At 51.6% G+C, this 16,259-nt stretch carries 12 protein-coding genes; 7 read left to right on the plus strand and 5 right to left on the minus strand.

Annotated features, from left to right (window positions below; genetic code table 11):
• The 3 genes from F7231_RS19010 to F7231_RS19020 are packed head-to-tail and all read right to left on the minus strand — an operon-like array spanning nucleotide 1 to nucleotide 4,668.
• Nucleotides 1–1,158: a DUF4249 domain-containing protein gene (locus F7231_RS19010; protein ID WP_085414055.1), complete on the minus strand. Its 1,158-nt coding sequence runs from the start codon at nucleotides 1,156–1,158 to the stop codon at nucleotides 1–3.
• Nucleotides 1,159–1,162: 4 nt separating this feature from the next.
• A complete protein-coding gene (locus tag F7231_RS19015; RefSeq protein WP_166693115.1) occupies nucleotides 1,163–3,931 on the minus strand; it encodes a TonB-dependent receptor in 2,769 nt (922 codons plus the stop codon).
• Nucleotides 3,928–4,668: a hypothetical protein gene (locus F7231_RS19020; RefSeq protein WP_085414053.1), complete on the minus strand. Its 741-nt coding sequence runs from the start codon at nucleotides 4,666–4,668 to the stop codon at nucleotides 3,928–3,930. The genes F7231_RS19015 and F7231_RS19020 overlap by 4 nt, the downstream gene beginning before the upstream one ends.
• Nucleotides 4,669–4,910: 242 nt before the next feature.
• Between F7231_RS19020 and F7231_RS19025 the strand changes: the two genes are divergently transcribed.
• On the plus strand, nucleotides 4,911–6,110 hold the full coding sequence (locus F7231_RS19025) for a helix-turn-helix domain-containing protein (protein WP_085415215.1): 1,200 nt from the start codon (nucleotides 4,911–4,913) through the stop codon (nucleotides 6,108–6,110).
• 57 nt (nucleotides 6,111–6,167) lie between these two features.
• On the opposite strand, the gene F7231_RS19030 is transcribed toward F7231_RS19025, so the two are convergent.
• Together F7231_RS19030 and F7231_RS19035 are read right to left on the minus strand one after the other, a co-directional pair.
• Nucleotides 6,168–6,782 (minus strand): DJ-1/PfpI family protein, encoded by a 615-nt coding sequence (locus tag F7231_RS19030; RefSeq protein ID WP_085414052.1) that lies wholly within the window; start codon nucleotides 6,780–6,782, stop codon nucleotides 6,168–6,170.
• Nucleotides 6,783–6,887: 105 nt separating this feature from the next.
• Entirely contained in the window at nucleotides 6,888–7,550 is a 663-nt protein-coding gene (locus F7231_RS19035; protein ID WP_166693117.1) for a thiamine diphosphokinase, read from the minus strand.
• Nucleotides 7,551–7,755: 205 nt separating this feature from the next.
• Between F7231_RS19035 and F7231_RS19040 the strand changes: the two genes are divergently transcribed.
• The 6 genes from F7231_RS19040 to F7231_RS19065 all read left to right on the plus strand — a co-directional run bounded on the left by F7231_RS19040 (nucleotide 7,756) and on the right by F7231_RS19065 (nucleotide 16,248).
• Nucleotides 7,756–8,223, plus strand: coding sequence for an FKBP-type peptidyl-prolyl cis-trans isomerase (locus tag F7231_RS19040; protein ID WP_085414050.1), 468 nt, complete (start codon nucleotides 7,756–7,758; stop codon nucleotides 8,221–8,223).
• Nucleotides 8,224–9,174: 951 nt separating this feature from the next.
• A complete protein-coding gene (locus F7231_RS19045; protein WP_085414049.1) occupies nucleotides 9,175–10,230 on the plus strand; it encodes a hypothetical protein in 1,056 nt (351 codons plus the stop codon).
• 54 nt (nucleotides 10,231–10,284) lie between these two features.
• A complete protein-coding gene (locus F7231_RS19050) occupies nucleotides 10,285–10,983 on the plus strand; it encodes a hypothetical protein (RefSeq protein WP_085415214.1) in 699 nt (232 codons plus the stop codon).
• Nucleotides 10,984–11,151: 168 nt separating this feature from the next.
• Nucleotides 11,152–13,065, plus strand: a complete 1,914-nt coding sequence (locus F7231_RS19055) for a YjbH domain-containing protein (RefSeq protein ID WP_166693119.1) — start codon at nucleotides 11,152–11,154, stop codon at nucleotides 13,063–13,065.
• A gap of 24 nt (nucleotides 13,066–13,089) precedes the next feature.
• Nucleotides 13,090–13,896 carry a polysaccharide biosynthesis/export family protein gene (locus tag F7231_RS19060; protein ID WP_085414047.1) on the plus strand — a complete coding sequence of 269 codons (807 nt, stop codon included), beginning with the start codon at nucleotides 13,090–13,092 and terminating at the stop codon, nucleotides 13,894–13,896.
• 15 nt (nucleotides 13,897–13,911) lie between these two features.
• On the plus strand, nucleotides 13,912–16,248 hold the full coding sequence (locus F7231_RS19065) for a GumC family protein (protein ID WP_166693120.1): 2,337 nt from the start codon (nucleotides 13,912–13,914) through the stop codon (nucleotides 16,246–16,248).
• Nucleotides 16,249–16,259 lie beyond the last annotated feature (11 nt).

Below are 16,259 nucleotides of genomic sequence, written 5' to 3' on the forward strand. Positions count from 1 at the left end.
TTACCGGGGCCAAAACGAGGGTCTGGTGGTGGTGCCTACGTCCCGGCAATCGGCGCAGTGCGTGCTGGTAGCCAGGTACATAGACGTTTGGGGGATCTGTTCAATGGCAACGTACCCACCACCTGGCCCCAGCGAGGCACTGAGTGGTTGCGGGGGCGCGCCGGGCGTTGGAAGCGTATCGAGCTTGCAGTCGGCGTAACCGGTGCGAAGCAGGCTGAAGGACAGTTGAAGAGGCCGCTCGATAAACACGCGGACCTGCTCGGTGGTGTAGCCATCGACAAAGCCCAGTACCGGCTCGGCCGGGTTGGTCAAACTATGGATGTTACCACCCACCTCCGACGGTAAGGGATCGAACAGCCCGCCTGCCTGCTCGGTTATTTTTTGCAGGTTCTCCCAATACGCATACGCCTCCTGCGATTGGGCGTACTGTTTCACCAGCAAACTGTATTTGATCCAGAGTTTGGGCGAACTGCCGGGAATGAATAAAAGCGGAGCCAGCCTGAGCACATCCTGCGTTAGCCGGGCCGACGTACCCAGCAAAATAGCCGTCGACTGTTGGGTGCGCCAGCAGTTGTTGACCGGCGGACTGGTGCGGTTAACAACACGTCCGTTTACGAAATCGAACGGCGACGAGTAGGGCGTTCGGATCTCGTAGGTGTCTTCGTATTCCCAGCGGTAGTAGCGGGTTTTGTTGGTCGCATCGTGGGTGTTTACGTACACCTGAAGTCCGTCGTTTTTCACCGCCGACGAAATACTGTCGATCCTAGGCGTTTGCTTGATCGTGATCGGATCAGACAGGTATTCACTGCCTCCCGCCGTTTTTATACGTACCCGGTAGACCTTACCGATGGGCAGCGTAGCCGAAGAGAGGGTATACGTACCCGCCGTGCTTTCAACAAACGAATAGGACTCGCCCGTGCTTCCCTCAACCCGAATGGTTGCTTTGGTTTCGGCCAGTGGGGCCGTCGTGGTAGCCAGCTTTTGGGTGCGCGACAGTTTGATGGTGCTGCTTGCAGCGCCACCGTTTAAAAAGCCATCGACAACCAGGTACCGGTTCGGGGCCTCGATCTCGGGTGGCCGGTATGGATCAACGCAACTGCCGGCCAGCAGAGCCATCGCTCCGAAAAAGAGTCGTTGCTTATGTGTAAAAGTGCCCATAGCGTTAGAATCTGAAATTATAGGTCAGGGTTGGAATGGGTTGCCCAAAAATGGATAACTGGTAACCCCGAATGGCGCTGTTGGCCGTGTTGAAGTAAACAGAATAGGGGTTGCGGCGGCCCGTCAGGTTATACAGACCTACTGTCCAGGAGCTATGGGCCAGCTTTCTGATCTTATGATTTCCTTCGATATTCAGGGAGAGGTCGGTGCGGAAATAATCGGGGATGCGGTACTGATTGCGCTCCGAGTAATAGATTCGTTCGGCCCCACCCAGCACATATTTGGCGAGTGGCAGCGTGATGGGCCGTCCGGTGCTGTAGGTCATGTTGAACGAGATGCTGAACCGTCTATTGACCTTGTAGTTGCCAATCAGCGTTATGTCGTGCGGTTTGTCGTAGCTGCTGGGGTAGTAATTATTTTCATTCACCACCTCCGACGGGAAGCTGCTGGTGGTGCGCAGAAGCGAGCGGGCGTAGGTGTAGCTCACCCAGCCATTGAGCTTGCCGGTCAGTTTCTTTACCATCAGTTCAACCCCATAGGCCACACCTTCCGCCTGCACAACGTCAGTTTCGAGGTGGTGGTTGAGCAGGAGGGACGCCCCACTTTTGTAATCGAGCTGGTTGGTCAGGGTGCGGTAGTAGCCCTCTGCCGAAAGTTCGATGGTGTTGGCCCGCAAATTTTTGTAAAGCCCCAGCGAATACTGATCACCGATCTGCGGCTGAATGTATGAATCGCTCAGTTTGTAGATATCGAGTGGTGACACAGCTACCGTATTCGAAAGCATATTGAGGTACTGCCGCATGCGGTTATAGCTCGCTTTTACCGAGAAATCGTCGGTCACCGAGTAGCGCAGCCCGATGCGGTATTCCGGTCCCTGGTATGTTTTTACCACCTTACCTGCCCCGTACGACACCGTATCGCGGATGGTGGCCAGGGTGCGCGAGAAGCCGGGGGCGTAACCATACACCTGGCTGGGACCGAGGTTCATGAAATGCGAATACCGCAGCCCGATGTTGAGCGACAGGCGGGAGTTGATATCGAACCGGTCGCCGATGTAGACCGCCGTTTCCAGTCCCTTCTCGGCTGGTACCACATCGGCCCCCACGAGCGAGGCTGCGCCATTGGGTTGCAGATTGCCGGGCTGCAGCGAGTACAGCGTTGTGCTCACGCCGAAATCGACGGTGTGCTGGGCGTTGGGGTAATAATTGACATCTATCTTGGCGGTGCTCTGCTGAATGCCGAAACCGAACTTGAAGGCTTCGGTGGGGTTGTCGTCGCTCGAGACGTTGTACTTGTAGCCGCTGTACGTACCGGTCACTACACTGTACAGCTTGCTACCGAAGACGTGCTTCCATTTCAACGCGGCCACCTGGTTCTGATAGGCGTATAGGCTGTCGCTGTTCAGTTTGAACTGGTCGCTGCTGGTGTAGGCTGTCAGGTAGAATGAATTCTTGTCGCTCGCTTCGTGCGTCAGGTGGAGGTTTACATCGTAGAACGAAGCCTTACTGTTCTGATAGGCGGCGCTTGTCAGTTGCCGCAACAACCAGTCGGAGTAGGTGGAACGGACCCCGAATAAAAACGACGTTTTCTCAGAGAACAGGGGACCTTCCAGTGTTAGCCGGCCCGTCAGCGGCCCAATGCCGCCTGAACCGACGAGTTTTTTCTTGTTGCCGTCACGGGTGCTCACATCCAACACTGATGACAACCGCCCCCCGAACCGGGCCGGGATCGCGCTTTTGTATAAGTCGACCGATTTGATGATGTCGGGGTTGAAGGCGGAGAAAAAACCGAACAGATGCGACGGGTTGTAGATCACGGCGTCGTTGAACAGGATCAGGTTTTGCCCCGCTGAGCCACCACGTACGTTAAAGCCCACCGTCCCTTCGCCCACCGATTTTACGCCGGGGAGTGTCAGTACCACGCGGATCAGATCGGCTTCACCCAGCACTGTAGGTACCTGTTTAATCGTGCGGATGTCGAGCCGTTCGGCGCCCATTTGCAGGCCCGCCACGTTGATGTCTTTCTTGGCCCCCACAATCAGTTCGCGCAGCGGTACCACCTCTTCATCCATATCAATGTCGAGTTTTCCGTCGCCGTACAGCATGATCTGCCGCTTGGTATCTTTCATGCCGATGCTCCTGATCTGCAATTCATGACGGCCTTTTGGCAACGAAATGGAGTAAACACCGTACTGGTCGGTGAGTACGCCGATGCGCGGTTTTTCGATCAAGACGTACACACCAATGGCGGGCTCACCCGTTGTGGTGCTCCGAATCCGGCCCGCGAGGGTGGCGTTGCCCGTTCGACTGCTGCCGCCTCTTGACCCAATTTCGTTCAGTTTAGTTTCAAGCGACAGACGCGTCTGTTCGCGCGCAGCTCCGTAGTCGACACTGGCCGAATCGTCGGAGGCTCCGCCCGGTCCCCGGTCGAAAAAGCCGATGGGCAGACTGGTGCGAATGGCCTGGTTGGTGGTGATGAACACCCGATTCCGCCCGTCGATGGCAAACTGGTGCGGCGTACCTTCAAATACGCGGGTCAACACAACGGACAGCGGTTTGTCGGTAACTGATAGCTGTATACGCAGGCTATCTACATCGCGGGCCTGGAAGTAAAACCGGTAGGGCGACCGGGCCTCGATTGCCTCGGCAAATTGTTTGAACGACAGGTTATTGAACTGACCTGATATAGGCGTTGGAGGTACGGTCTGGCTGTAACCGCAGGAAACGATACAGCTACAGAAGACCGCGAAAAACAGACGATACAGGTACGTCATAGCGAGTTGGTAAGGGCGTCATACTGTTGAACAAGCGTGGCGAAAGCGGCTTCCGGCGAAGGCCTGAAACTAAGGCGCTGTTTCCGGGCAAAGGCCGCCAATTCTTTGCGGTGATCTGCCAATGCCGACAGCAGCGCCCGCCTGTTTTTGACCTGGATATAGGTTCCGTTCCGGCGCACGTAGTACTTGGTTTTAGCGTCGAACTGGCCGTACATCCCGCTACTTGACAGCGACGATACCGTCGTTTGGGTATTCAGGATCTGCTTTGTGCGCCGAACCAGCAATCGGGTGGGGCCGTCGTAGATCAGGTCGTAGAAGCCGCCCGGAATGCCCTGCCCCGTGCTGTCGAGCCGGATAAACGTGTGGTTGTTTACCGAAAAATGCTGTATCCGGTCGCTGTGCAGGGCCATGCGGTACCCACTTGGGTGAACTACCACGACCTTATCTTTTACGATATCATAGAGCAGCGGTACAGCGAACAGGCCGGTTTCGTAGGCAATCCGCCCCGGCATCAGGCTATCGGCTAGGTAAAAGGCGTGCCCCTCCATCCGTCGGTCATAGCCAATGTATTCAGGCCCATTATAGAGGTGTTCGAGATCGTTGCTGAGTACTTCATACCGCGCAATGGCGTATCGTGCTGCCGCTTTACTCAGCGTTGTATCAGTGGCAACCGATTGACCAGAAGCGGTAAGTGCTGCGGAGCCCAACCAACTAAGAATGAATGCGAGGCGTATCATGTGTCTGGAAAAGCTGCAATCTACTACGCTGTTCAAACAAAAAAAGCGCAGAAGGATGAGCTGTTTACAGACTGGTTGGGCGGCAAGGAATCAAGTAGCTATCATGTATAATAAATAAGCTATATAATTGAACTATTCATTGAATATAGTCCGGTTTTCACGTGACAAATCACAACGGTGCATACGGAGAGAATGAAAAAAAAACGTTCTTTACTAAAAATTTTATCAAAACCGATCCGTCCATGACGCTCGTCAGCAACAACATCAAATACCTACGAAAGTTGAACGGCTTAACGCAGGAGCAGTTTTCGCAGCGCATCGGCATAAAGCGGTCGTTGCTGGGAGCGTATGAAGAAGCCCGGGCCAACCCCAATTGGAACACGCTCATCACCATTGCTAAACTGTTCAATACGTCGGTCGATCAGCTATTGAAGCAGGACTTGCGCAAGATCCGCGAAACACCGGACCTGAGCCTGCCCATTGGCCAGCATAGCCACGCCAGCCGGTCGGTATCGCCGCCACCTATTTTCAGCGGGGCTGATGACGACGAGGATGACTTTATCTCGTCGCCCCCCAAAATCAACGATCCGCAGTTGCCGCCCCCTGAGCGGGAGTTCATTGGTGCCGAGCCGCAGCCGCTGGTCAATGTCCTTGAAAAATATTACAAAGCCCCGTCCGAACGCGCCACATCAGAGCGTAACGCCGCTGACCGGGGGCCAATAGGAGCACCGTGGCCAAACCCGGTAGAACGGAGCGAGGTTGACCGGTCGGTGCCGCAGTCGGGTCAGTTGTACGAAGAAATCCGGGCGCGATCGGGGCAGCCTGTTCAAACGCCGCCATTCACGGTCAGTCGGGCTGCCGAGGGGTTCAGCAGCGGGGCCGAGCCATTGCCTGCGTTCAACAATCATTTCGAGAAAGCCCCATCTCCTGCCGCGCCTCTGCCCGACCCGATTCAGATCAATGATAATTCGGCCCAAACGATTCACTATGTGCATCAAGCGCAATTCGGGGATTACCAGCATCGGTTTCAGCAGCCCGATTACCTGAGCCGGCTGCCAACGATGCGGCTACCTATGCTCCCCGTGGGGCAGCACCGCGCCTTCGAGGCCGACAACGACTTTACGTTTCCCGGTGCCTGGCTGATCGGGCAGTTTGTGCGCAACTGGTTCGAGATCACCGATGGCCAGTTCTACGTGCTGCTGGTGCAGCACCAGGGCATTCTGGCTCGCCGTGTTTTTAGCAAAGTAAAAGACAAAGGCACGCTGCTGCTCACCGCCGATAAACCGAACGTACCCAACCGGGAAGTGGCCCTGAAAGACGTACTGGAAGTGTGGGATGTGAAAGCGTTTGTCAGCCAGCAACTTCCTCCACCGGCCCCTAGCTACGACCGTATCCGCCAACTGGCCGATGAGTTGCGCTATGAAGTAGAACGGTTGAAATAAATCAGGCTACGCAGAATCTAACAGCGCTCGGTGAGACAGGTACGTTGCCGGGCACTGTTAGTTTTCGTACTGCATATACGAGGCTGTTTCATGGGCTACTTCCTCACCCAATAGTTTTCCGACCACGTAAAGCGACATATCGATTCCTGCGGAAATGCCCGCCGAGGTGATGATTTTGCCGTTATCGACCCAGCGTCGTTCTGGTTGCATGCTAACCGCTGGAAACAGATCGGCCATGGATCGGATGGCTGATTTATGGGTCGTCGCCGACAAGCCGTCGAGGAGGCCGGCGCCCGCCAGAATCATAGAGCCGGTACAGACCGAAAGCACCAGTTCCGCCTTATCGGCATGGCGACGTACCCAGTTCAGCACGGCGGGGTTATGCATTTCACGCCGCGCTCCGGCCGGAGTACCGTCAGAGAGGTAGCTGCCTCCGCCGGGGACCAGCAGGATATCTGGCTTCGGATGATCGTTCAGCAAATACGTGGGATTAATGCTGAGCCCGTTTCGGGCGTACACCGGGCCGCGTTCGGCTACGGTAAATACCTGGAATGGTGGTTCCGAGAAACGGGTCTGGCCCGATTGGCGACCCGCCACACCGAAAACTTCAAATGGGCCGGCAAAATCCAGCACTTCTATTTCATTAAACAGCAGAATAGCTACCTGACGCACGGTGTGTTTATTTAGCGATGAACGAGTAGTGGCAAGTGTTCCCCTCTTAGCGGTTGCTCCGCCAGGTGGTGCATAGGTACGTTAATTCGTGACGAAACTCGTCAATCAGTCGTGGCATTCCATCAGCAGGAGGTCACCGGTTTGGGTGCTGATCCGTACGAACCCATCGTCGGCGGCCTCGTTGCTGCTTCCGGTGCGATAGCCGATAGTCAGTGACTCATCGTGTAAATCATAGAGTAGGCCTTCGGTTTCAATACCCGTGACCGTACCAACCGGAATCAGGGAAATTGGTGTGCCTTTGGCATACCATTTCTCGAACCGACCCACCAACGGGTAAATGACTGAATAATCATCGATCAGCGTAACCTTGATCTTCGACTTGAAGCGCACAATGTTGGTCAGGTTGGTAATGGTGTGGTCCATACGCCGACCGGTAGCCCAGACAATGTTGACGGCCGGAAATCCACGCTCAATCAGGAAGTCAATGCCTTTCTCCAGATCCGTCTTGTTTTGATCGGGGGTCGAAACGATCTCAATCGGGTATTGAGCCGCCCGAACGGCCTCTATATCCAGGTCGCGGTCAAAATCACCCAGCAAAACGTCCGCTTTCAGCCCCATAGCCATGACCCGGTGAATCGCCTGATCGAGTACGACTACATAAGGCGACCATTCGAGCAGTTGACCCAGCAGGTCGGGCTGGCACGATTCGCCATTGGCAATCAGCAGCGCTGGCTCCTGCTTTTCGCGAACAATATGATGAGATGACATACACTAAACTGGATCAACAATAAGATTGGGTTGCTCATCTGGCTGCCAATTGCGAGTGAACGCGGTAATAAGCAGCAGAAGGAGGCGAGCGGTGGCGTAAAACTACAGTTCAACCCTGGGGAACAAGCGTGCGTAGGCTGGAAAAATAGAACCAAATCGCGCTATGTAGCCGTTACGTACCCATACCAAACGCTTAGATTGACGTATGCATATTACAAAACATAAGGTAGTGGCCATTCGATACACGCTGCGGAACGATGCCGGGCAGGTGCTCGATTCAAGCGAAGGCGGCGAGCCACTTTATTATTTACACGGCGAAAACAACCTGATTCCTGGTATGGAAGAAGGATTGGAGGGCCGTCAGGCGGGCGATAAACTTAACCTGGTTATTCCGCCCGAGAAGGGATATGGGGTGCGTGACCCTAAGAATGTTCACCAGGTTCCGGCATCAGCCTTCGGTGGTGCTCCCGTTGAGGTGGGTATGCAGTTCCAGGCTGACGATGGCATGGTAGTTACGGTAAAAGAAGTGGGTCCAACGTCGGTCACCATCGACGCTAACCATGAGCTGTCGGGCGAAACCCTGCATTTCGATATCGAAGTCGTGGAGGTACGTAATGCCACAGACGATGAAGTGTCGCATGGACATGCCCATGGGCCAGGTGGTCATCATTAATTTACCGTTAACACAATTTCTTCGAAGGCCCGGCAATTTGTTGTCGGGCCTTCGCTCAGTTAAGCTGTTTGGCTCGCCAAATTAAGTGCTTAGTTGGTTACAATCAGGCGATATGGGTAGCAACACGTATTCGTTTATAGCCTAATTAAGCACAGGCTGATCCACTTATTTTCAGGCTTGACCTGCATTAGTGTATAAGGTAACATTAAAATTTGATTAAAATTAGGTTGTTATGTAACTGGTGGTAACCTAATAAATAGGCAGATAGAGTGAAAAAACGCATAAATGAGTGTTTTTCTCATAAAAGGTATGGTTTATCAAATATAAGTCGGTTTAGCTAAGTACTATAGTGATAAATACTCAATGAAAATATTATAATATGAATTGTATACTTGCTCAGGCTTTACTACGCCGACAAGTATGCTTTTGGTTGTCTGGCGATAAAAAATCAATGGATTTCGATTCGTTTGTTATCTATTAGCAAACTTGGCACGCTAGTATTGCTTACAGGTAAGTTTGTACCCGTACTACGTGCCGCGCTTCTGCTTCGTTGTAGCTGACGGGTTACAAGTTAGTGTTACAGCAATTAAGCTATTAAGTAGTTACGATTGTGTATATTAACTGATTGTCAAGCTATTAGAGTGTAAATTAATGTAGGCTTAACCAGTGAGTTTTTAGATTTGCCACGTGTGTGCCCTTGCCTTAGGCAGACTATGTATAACCTATATCTCATATAGAATTTGAATTTTTTTTCAGGGCTCAGCGGGTTAATTGGTACGATTTATGCTCTTGAATATGTAATAATGAAAATGTTTCAATATAATTAGTTTGCGACCTTTTTGCCATTTCTAGATCGACAGTTCAGCGAATTAGCAAATGCTTGCTAGGGAGCAGTGTGTCCAGTCAGTATCGAGATAATTACTCAATTATTCATCTATAAAATAGCATTGCATGAAAACGTCAACTCAGCACTTACGCTACCTCGGTTACGGGTTATGTCTCGCGGTGTCTCTGTACAACTGTAAGCCGAAAGATGTGGAGTCACTCACGCCATTCACCTACACATTCAAAGGGTTTGACGATGTGAAGCTACCAGACATTGTGCCAACTGAGCCAGCAGCCGTTGTGGCTACGGCAGGAAGTGTGGCCTCCTCAACCGTGACAGCGGCCGTTAGCAGTGGCCTGGCCAATATGATGGCGACGGGGCAGGTGCCGGCGGCTGTACAACAGGCTGCCGCGGCTGTTAATCAGGCAGTTCCAGCGGAAAAGGCGACGCAACTGGTGGCCAGTTTTACGCCCGACGTAATCAACTCCTTAGCAACCTCGGGTGTGCCTGCCAGCATGAAGGCTGATATTGCTGCCATTGCGGCCAATCCAGCCCTGGCTGCTTACTGGCCTAAGTTTACGATGCCAACTGTAAACGGTAAAGCAGTGGGTGGACGTATTGGTGTCGGCACTACAGCCACCTTACTTAAACCTGTTATTATAACATTTGCCCGCGCCGACGATGACGCCTGCAAGTCAGCAGCTTCGGCAGCTGTTAATACAGCCCTGGAGAAGTTGAAACAGACGAGGGATGCGCAGACTGCGGCTGTCAATCAGACGTTTGACCAACGCAAAGGTGCTGCCCAAAACGAAACTGCGACTTGTAAATCAAGCAAGACTAGTTCATACGCCACCATGCGTACCGATGCTAGAAAACAGTACGATCAAACCGTTGCCAGTCTGGAGACAGGTAAAACAGTGTTAGGGGAAACGATGTACAACTTGCTGAAAGTGATGTACTCAGTAGCCTATGCGCAGACGCTCGAAGGTATCAGCACACTGGAGCGGGCCGATGCTACTGCCTGCGAGGCCGTAACGACTACTAAAATAACGAATGCTGAAACCGCCAAGACAACAGACCTGAACAAAGTAACGGCTGGTTTTAACAATGCTGAGGCTGCGTTGACAAAAGCGCTGAATCAGGCAATTGCCAGCTGCCACAACCAGGGAAATGGAGGTTGATTTTTCGCTTTATCCAACTATGAAATTTGGTTCAACTTCTTAGTAATCAATGATATGAACAAACATTACATTTTTTCCGCCATCACTGCGCTCACCGTCTTCTTATCTGTTCAGTCGGCCCAGGCGCAAGTCAACTTAAAAAGTATCAGCGTTGGCGCCAGCTACTGGCAACCGTCGCTTGATTATTGGAACAACCGGTCGTTTCTGAATGATTACAATGCCGGTGCTGGCGCGAAACTGGCTGGCAAGGTGATGCCAACTGCCGCCATCGAAGTTGGTTTGATCAAAAACCTGTCACTGGGTGCACACGTCGGGTACTGGACAAACTCGGCATCTGGTGCAGTAAGCGTTGGAGGCACGAACCGTTCAGAAGATTTCAAGCTCGCGATCATACCTGTGGCACTGGATTTGAAGTACACCTTTGCCAATTCTGGCGAAGGCGCTAAATCCCCATTTCTCACTCCTTATGTAGGGGTAAGCGTAGCCCGTTATTTTATCAGCAATAAATTTAATCGGGTCGTTGCTGGCAACACCGGATCAGTAAACGAAACGCAGACGGGCAATTCGTACGGACTACAGGTATTTGCCGGGGCAGAGAAAAAACTGGTGAAGATGCTGTATGCAGGGTTAGATGTCCGCTACCATCTGGGCAACTACAACCAGTTGGTGAGAACCGAGACAACCAGTACCAGCGAGAAAGTAAGCCTGAACGGCGTTGAAGCTGGCCTCTCACTCCGGTTGAAGTTCGATTAATCAACCAGACTAATCAAGTCAATTTTATGCTGATACGGTAGCTTTTTGCTACTGCTGGCACCCCTTTGTCTGATTGATCGGATAAGGACCCAATTAACCCAACTCTCCCTAGTTTTTCATCTATTGACCAGTTACGTATAGGGATTACCGTTAGAAGAAAGTAAGGCTATGAATTTTGCTCAAAAGATATTTATTGCTCTGTTGGCTGTGGCCACTGCCGGAATTCCGGTACGGCTACAGGCGCAGATGAATATCTCCGGGAAGCCAGGTCTTATTTACATTCCATCGGCTGAACTGACACAGGACGGTACATTCTCGATTGGGTATAATTTCAATCCGGCCAATTACGCATTTCGGTTCAATAGAAAGAATTCAGAGAGCATTGCTTATGTAAACCTGACGCTGTTGCCGCGTCTGGAAGTAACCATCAATCTGCTTAACCCAAATGGGCCGATCAACTATGGAGCAAGGGGAATTGGTGATCGGCAGGTTGATTTGAAGTATGGTCTGATCAGCGAAAACGAGAAGCGACCATCCATTGCCGCCATTATGTCTGCACCGTTTGGTATCGATAACTCGCTCATAACGTATGCGTTGGTCGCCACTAAGCACTTGCCAATCAGCAGGTCGGTAACTGCAGGTGTGACCGTGGGCATGGGTAGCCCTTACTCTATTTACAGGGCTGAGGTGCGTAATGATCAGAATTCAGATATTTTTTCGGGCTATACCTGGAAAGATAAACGCACACTTCCATACCACTACTTATCAGGACCGTTTGGCGGTGTAAACCTTAACCTGGCCAGAAAAGGCGGGCTAATGGTTGAATGGGATTCACAGCACTTGAATATAGGTGCCTACACTACGCTATTCAGGCATCTGACGCTCCAGGCCGGGCTGCTCAACGGGCAGCAACTAACGCTGGGTACGTCTTATACTACCAATCTGCTCCATCCGGACCGGAGCGATCGCAGGCCCCAGGGGCAACCCCGGCAGGCAGATCTGGCACCCTCAACGATCGATCATACACTATCACCTGCTGAGCAGCAGCGCGAACTGACTGACTTTGAAAATCGTAAGGTCGATACTGCCCGGCATCTGGTTCTGTATGAGCAGCGATTGTACCGGAATCCATTTAAGGGGATGAAGAAGCTGGCTACTGCTTTGGGAACCGAGGGTGGGGCAGCGTACATTCCATTATTTCAGGGCGTACCAATTGCCCGGTACCACCTCGGAAAAACGCCGGCAGCCGCTACCTTATCGCAGCAGGACCGGGCTGATCTCGCAGCCATTCACCCTTTCGATAGCCGTGGATACAAACTGGATTTCCGGTTGCAGCCAGAGTTTATCGGGCAGTTTGGTTTCCGCGATCAGTTAGTGGAGGCTAAAACTAATCTGCTTCTGCAGAGTCAGTTGTATCTGCATAAAGGATTGGTGCTCAATTGGGGGGTAACGCTTCCTATTGCCAATACGCTGGATAATCAGGCACTGAATGTGCGACCCGCCCCAACGTTTATCAATCAGTTTCTGGCACTTAACGGTCATCAGTTCATGAGCCTGTCGGCTGGGCTGTTTTATACTGATCAATACGGGGTGAACGTCCAGTTCCGGGATGCCGATATTACCAAACGGTGGTCTTTCGGCCTGGAGTCGGGGTTAACCGGGTTCTATTATTTCCCCGAAAACGGGTTTTACTACGAATCGCTGAAGCATTTTATGTTTTTGGCCGACGTGGCGTACCGCATCCCCAACCGAGACCTGACCATAAAGCTATCGGGTGGGCAGTATTTATACGCCGATCGGGGCGCACGGGTTGATCTGATCCGTCAACTAGGCGACGTAGAAGTGGGCTTCTATGCGATGAAGACACGGCAAGGCGGTACCGGTGGTTTCAGCTTCGCCATCCCGTTACCACCCGGTCAGATTGCACAGAGTCGGCGGGTACGTCTTCGAAGTACTGACGAGTTTCGATGGGAATACGCCTATAGTCGTGGCTATAACATCGGCACCAGATATCGGCTTGGCTATCAACTTGATGCGCTATTGCGACAGTACCACAGTAGTTATTTACAGAATCAACATTAGCAGCATCTCCCTAACGTAACTGTTATGAATTTTCCCAAAATGCGTGTCCAGATGGGTATAGGGTTACTCTACTTATCTGCTTGTTTATCAGGATGTATTTCAAGTAAAGAGTTGGTGCTATACCAGGCTAAAGGCCCGCATTCAGATACACTCGCTATTGCACCGAGGTACATACCAACTATTAAGGCTGGTGATGTTTTATCCGTACAGGTGGGCAGCCTGAGCCCCGAAGCAACGGCTTTCTTCAACCCATACGCTGCCATCAGCATGGCTGATCGGGCTGGAACGCCGCAAGTTGCTACACCAACAACCCCCATCCCCTATACCCCTGGCTACCTGGTAAACGAGGAAGGACAGATTGCCTTGCCACTGATAGGGTCACAACTCGTACAGGGATTAACCAATACGCAGGCAGCGGCACAGATCCGGACCAAACTGCTGGATTACCTGAAAGAGCCTACCGTAAACGTACGCAACCTGAATTTTCAGATCGCTATATCGGGTGAAGTAGCCCGCCCTTCTCTTTTCTCAATTCCGAATGAACAGATTTCGTTACCAGCGGCTCTGGGTTTAGCTGGTGATATTACGATTTATGGTCGTCGCGATAACGTACTGATTATAAGGGAAGAAAACGGAAAACGTACATTCAACCGGGTTGACTTAACCAGTCGTGACGTCTTTCAATCGCCGTATTATTACCTGCGGCCCAATGATGTTGTATACGTTGAACCCGGCCAGGCGCGGATAACAAACGCTGATCGTACCTACCAATTGATGCCTATTATCATAAGTGCTCTATCGTTTATAGCTATTGTCGTTAGTCGTTTTTAATCTATCTCTGCAAGCATGAACACAAATACATACACTCCCTATCAGGCCTACGAAATAGAAACTCAGCCTAACCTGCGTGCGCTGCTGATGCGATATGTGCGAAATTGGCCCTGGTTTATTGGGTCTTTACTCCTGGCCATATCAGCTGCTTACGTATACCTGCTTTACCAACCACCTGTATACAAAGTGACGGCAAGTGTGCTGGTGAAAGATGAGAAAAAAGGAATTTCGGGAGAGAGCCTGATGAAAGAGCTCGACATTTTTACAACCAGTAAAGTGGTTGAAAACGAGGTCGAGATTCTTAAATCGTTCACCCTGATGGACCGCGTGGTTACCAAACTTGGACTGGACGTTCATTATTACCAGCCTACAAGCACGTTCAAGAAGGAAATTTACGCCGAATCTCCAATTCGCCTGCTGGTGGAGAACGCCTCTCCACTACTCTATAAGGAAGAACTTGACATTCAATTTCTGGACGCTGGAACGGTACGAATCAACGGACATGCCTACCCGGTCAACCAAAGCATTAAGACACCATACGGACAACTACGGATATTTACCCGCTTGCCCCTGACCAGCTCGCTGGCACCTGTTATCGCCACTGTGTCGGGCCACGCAGAAGCAGTAGAAGGTTATCTGACAAAACTCACCGTTGAGCCAACCGCAAAGCAGTCGACTGTTTTGGCCATGAGTCTGGAAGAAGGTGTACCCGACAAGGGGGAAGCCATTTTAAACCAGCTTATTCAGGAGTATAATAAGGAGGCTATCGTTGACAAGAATAAGGAAGCCAACAACACGCTCAATTTCATTGAAGACCGTTTGGCCCTGATATCTGGTGAATTGTCGACAGTTGAAAAAGAAGTAGAGTTGTATAAATCGACGCAGGGCATCACCGATCTGAGCACTCAGGCACAGACGTTTCTGCTCACTGTGAAAGAGAATGATACGCAACTCAACGAAGTAAACGTTCGGCTTGGGGCACTGGAAGATGTGGAACGGTACGTACAAAACCAGACGGGTGAGAAAGGGGTTGCCCCCGCCACACTGGGTTTCAGCGATCCGATTCTGACCGGTTTGCTAACAAAAGCATCTGAACTGGAATTGAAGCGCGAAGAAGTATCGCGGACCATGTCATCGAACAACCCGTTGCTGCTCTCGCTCGATAGCCAGTTGAAAACGATGAAGGCGAGCATCAATGAGAACATCCAGACAATGCGGCAGCAACTGACCAGCAATCGCAACCAGTTGATGTCGAATAACAAGCGGATGGAAGGTATGATCCGTACGGTACCGGGTAAAGAACGGGCACTGTTGAACATCACCCGCCAGCAGGCCATCAAAAACGGGCTGTATACGTACCTGTTGCAGAAGCGGGAGGAAACAGCTCTGTCGGCAGCCTCGACGGTATCAGATAGCCGGACTGTCGATGCGGCCCGGACTGGCAGCAGGCCCATCAAACCAGTGAAAATGACCATTTTTGGCTTATTCGCCGTACTGGGTCTGCTTGTGCCGGCTGGGTTCATTACCGCTAAAGATGCGATGAACAACCGGGTTCTGCGTCGCTCGGACGTAGAAGATGCTACTCAAATCCCTATTCTTGGCGAAGTAGTAAAAAGCAAGCAGGCCACAACGGATAACCTGGTGTTCAAGCCACGCATGCAGTCAGTTATTGGTGAGCAGATACGGGCACTGCGGACTAACCTGCAGTTTATGCGCAGCGATTCGCAGAAAAGCCAGGTGTTGCTCTTTACCTCCAGCATCAGCGGTGAAGGTAAATCATTCATCTCGCTGAATCTGGGTGCCAGTTTGGCCCTGGTAGGTCGTAAAACGGTCATTCTGGAAATGGATATGCGTAAACCCAAGCTCCACAAGAGTCTGCATATGGAAAACCGGGAAGGTCTGAGCAACTACCTCATTGGTGATGCCAGTGTAGATGAGCTGCTTCGTCCGATCTTGGGGTACGACAACTACAACATTATTACCGCTGGTCCGTTGCCGCCTAACCCGTCAGAGCTGCTGAGTTCGCCCCGGTTGGCTAAACTGTTTGAGGAATTGAAAGAACGCTTTGATTACGTATTAGTCGATTCGCCACCAATTGGATTGGTGACTGACTCCCAACTGATTGCGCCTTTCGCTGACGCGACGATGTTCCTTGTACGGCACGACCACACGCCCAAAAATTACATTAAAATGGTCGACACGCTGTATAAAGAGCAGCGGTTCCAGAAGCTGAGCATCATCCTGAATGGTGTGGGCGAAGGCGAGTCGTATTACTACAGCTACGGCTACGGAGACTATTACGGAAAAAGTGGCGGTTCGGCCACAAAAGCTCATTTAGCGAAAGGAGAGTAAAACAATAAAGT

This window comes from Fibrivirga algicola (genome assembly GCF_011742925.1).
Classification (GTDB): Bacteria; Bacteroidota; Bacteroidia; order Cytophagales; family Spirosomataceae; genus Fibrella; species Fibrella algicola.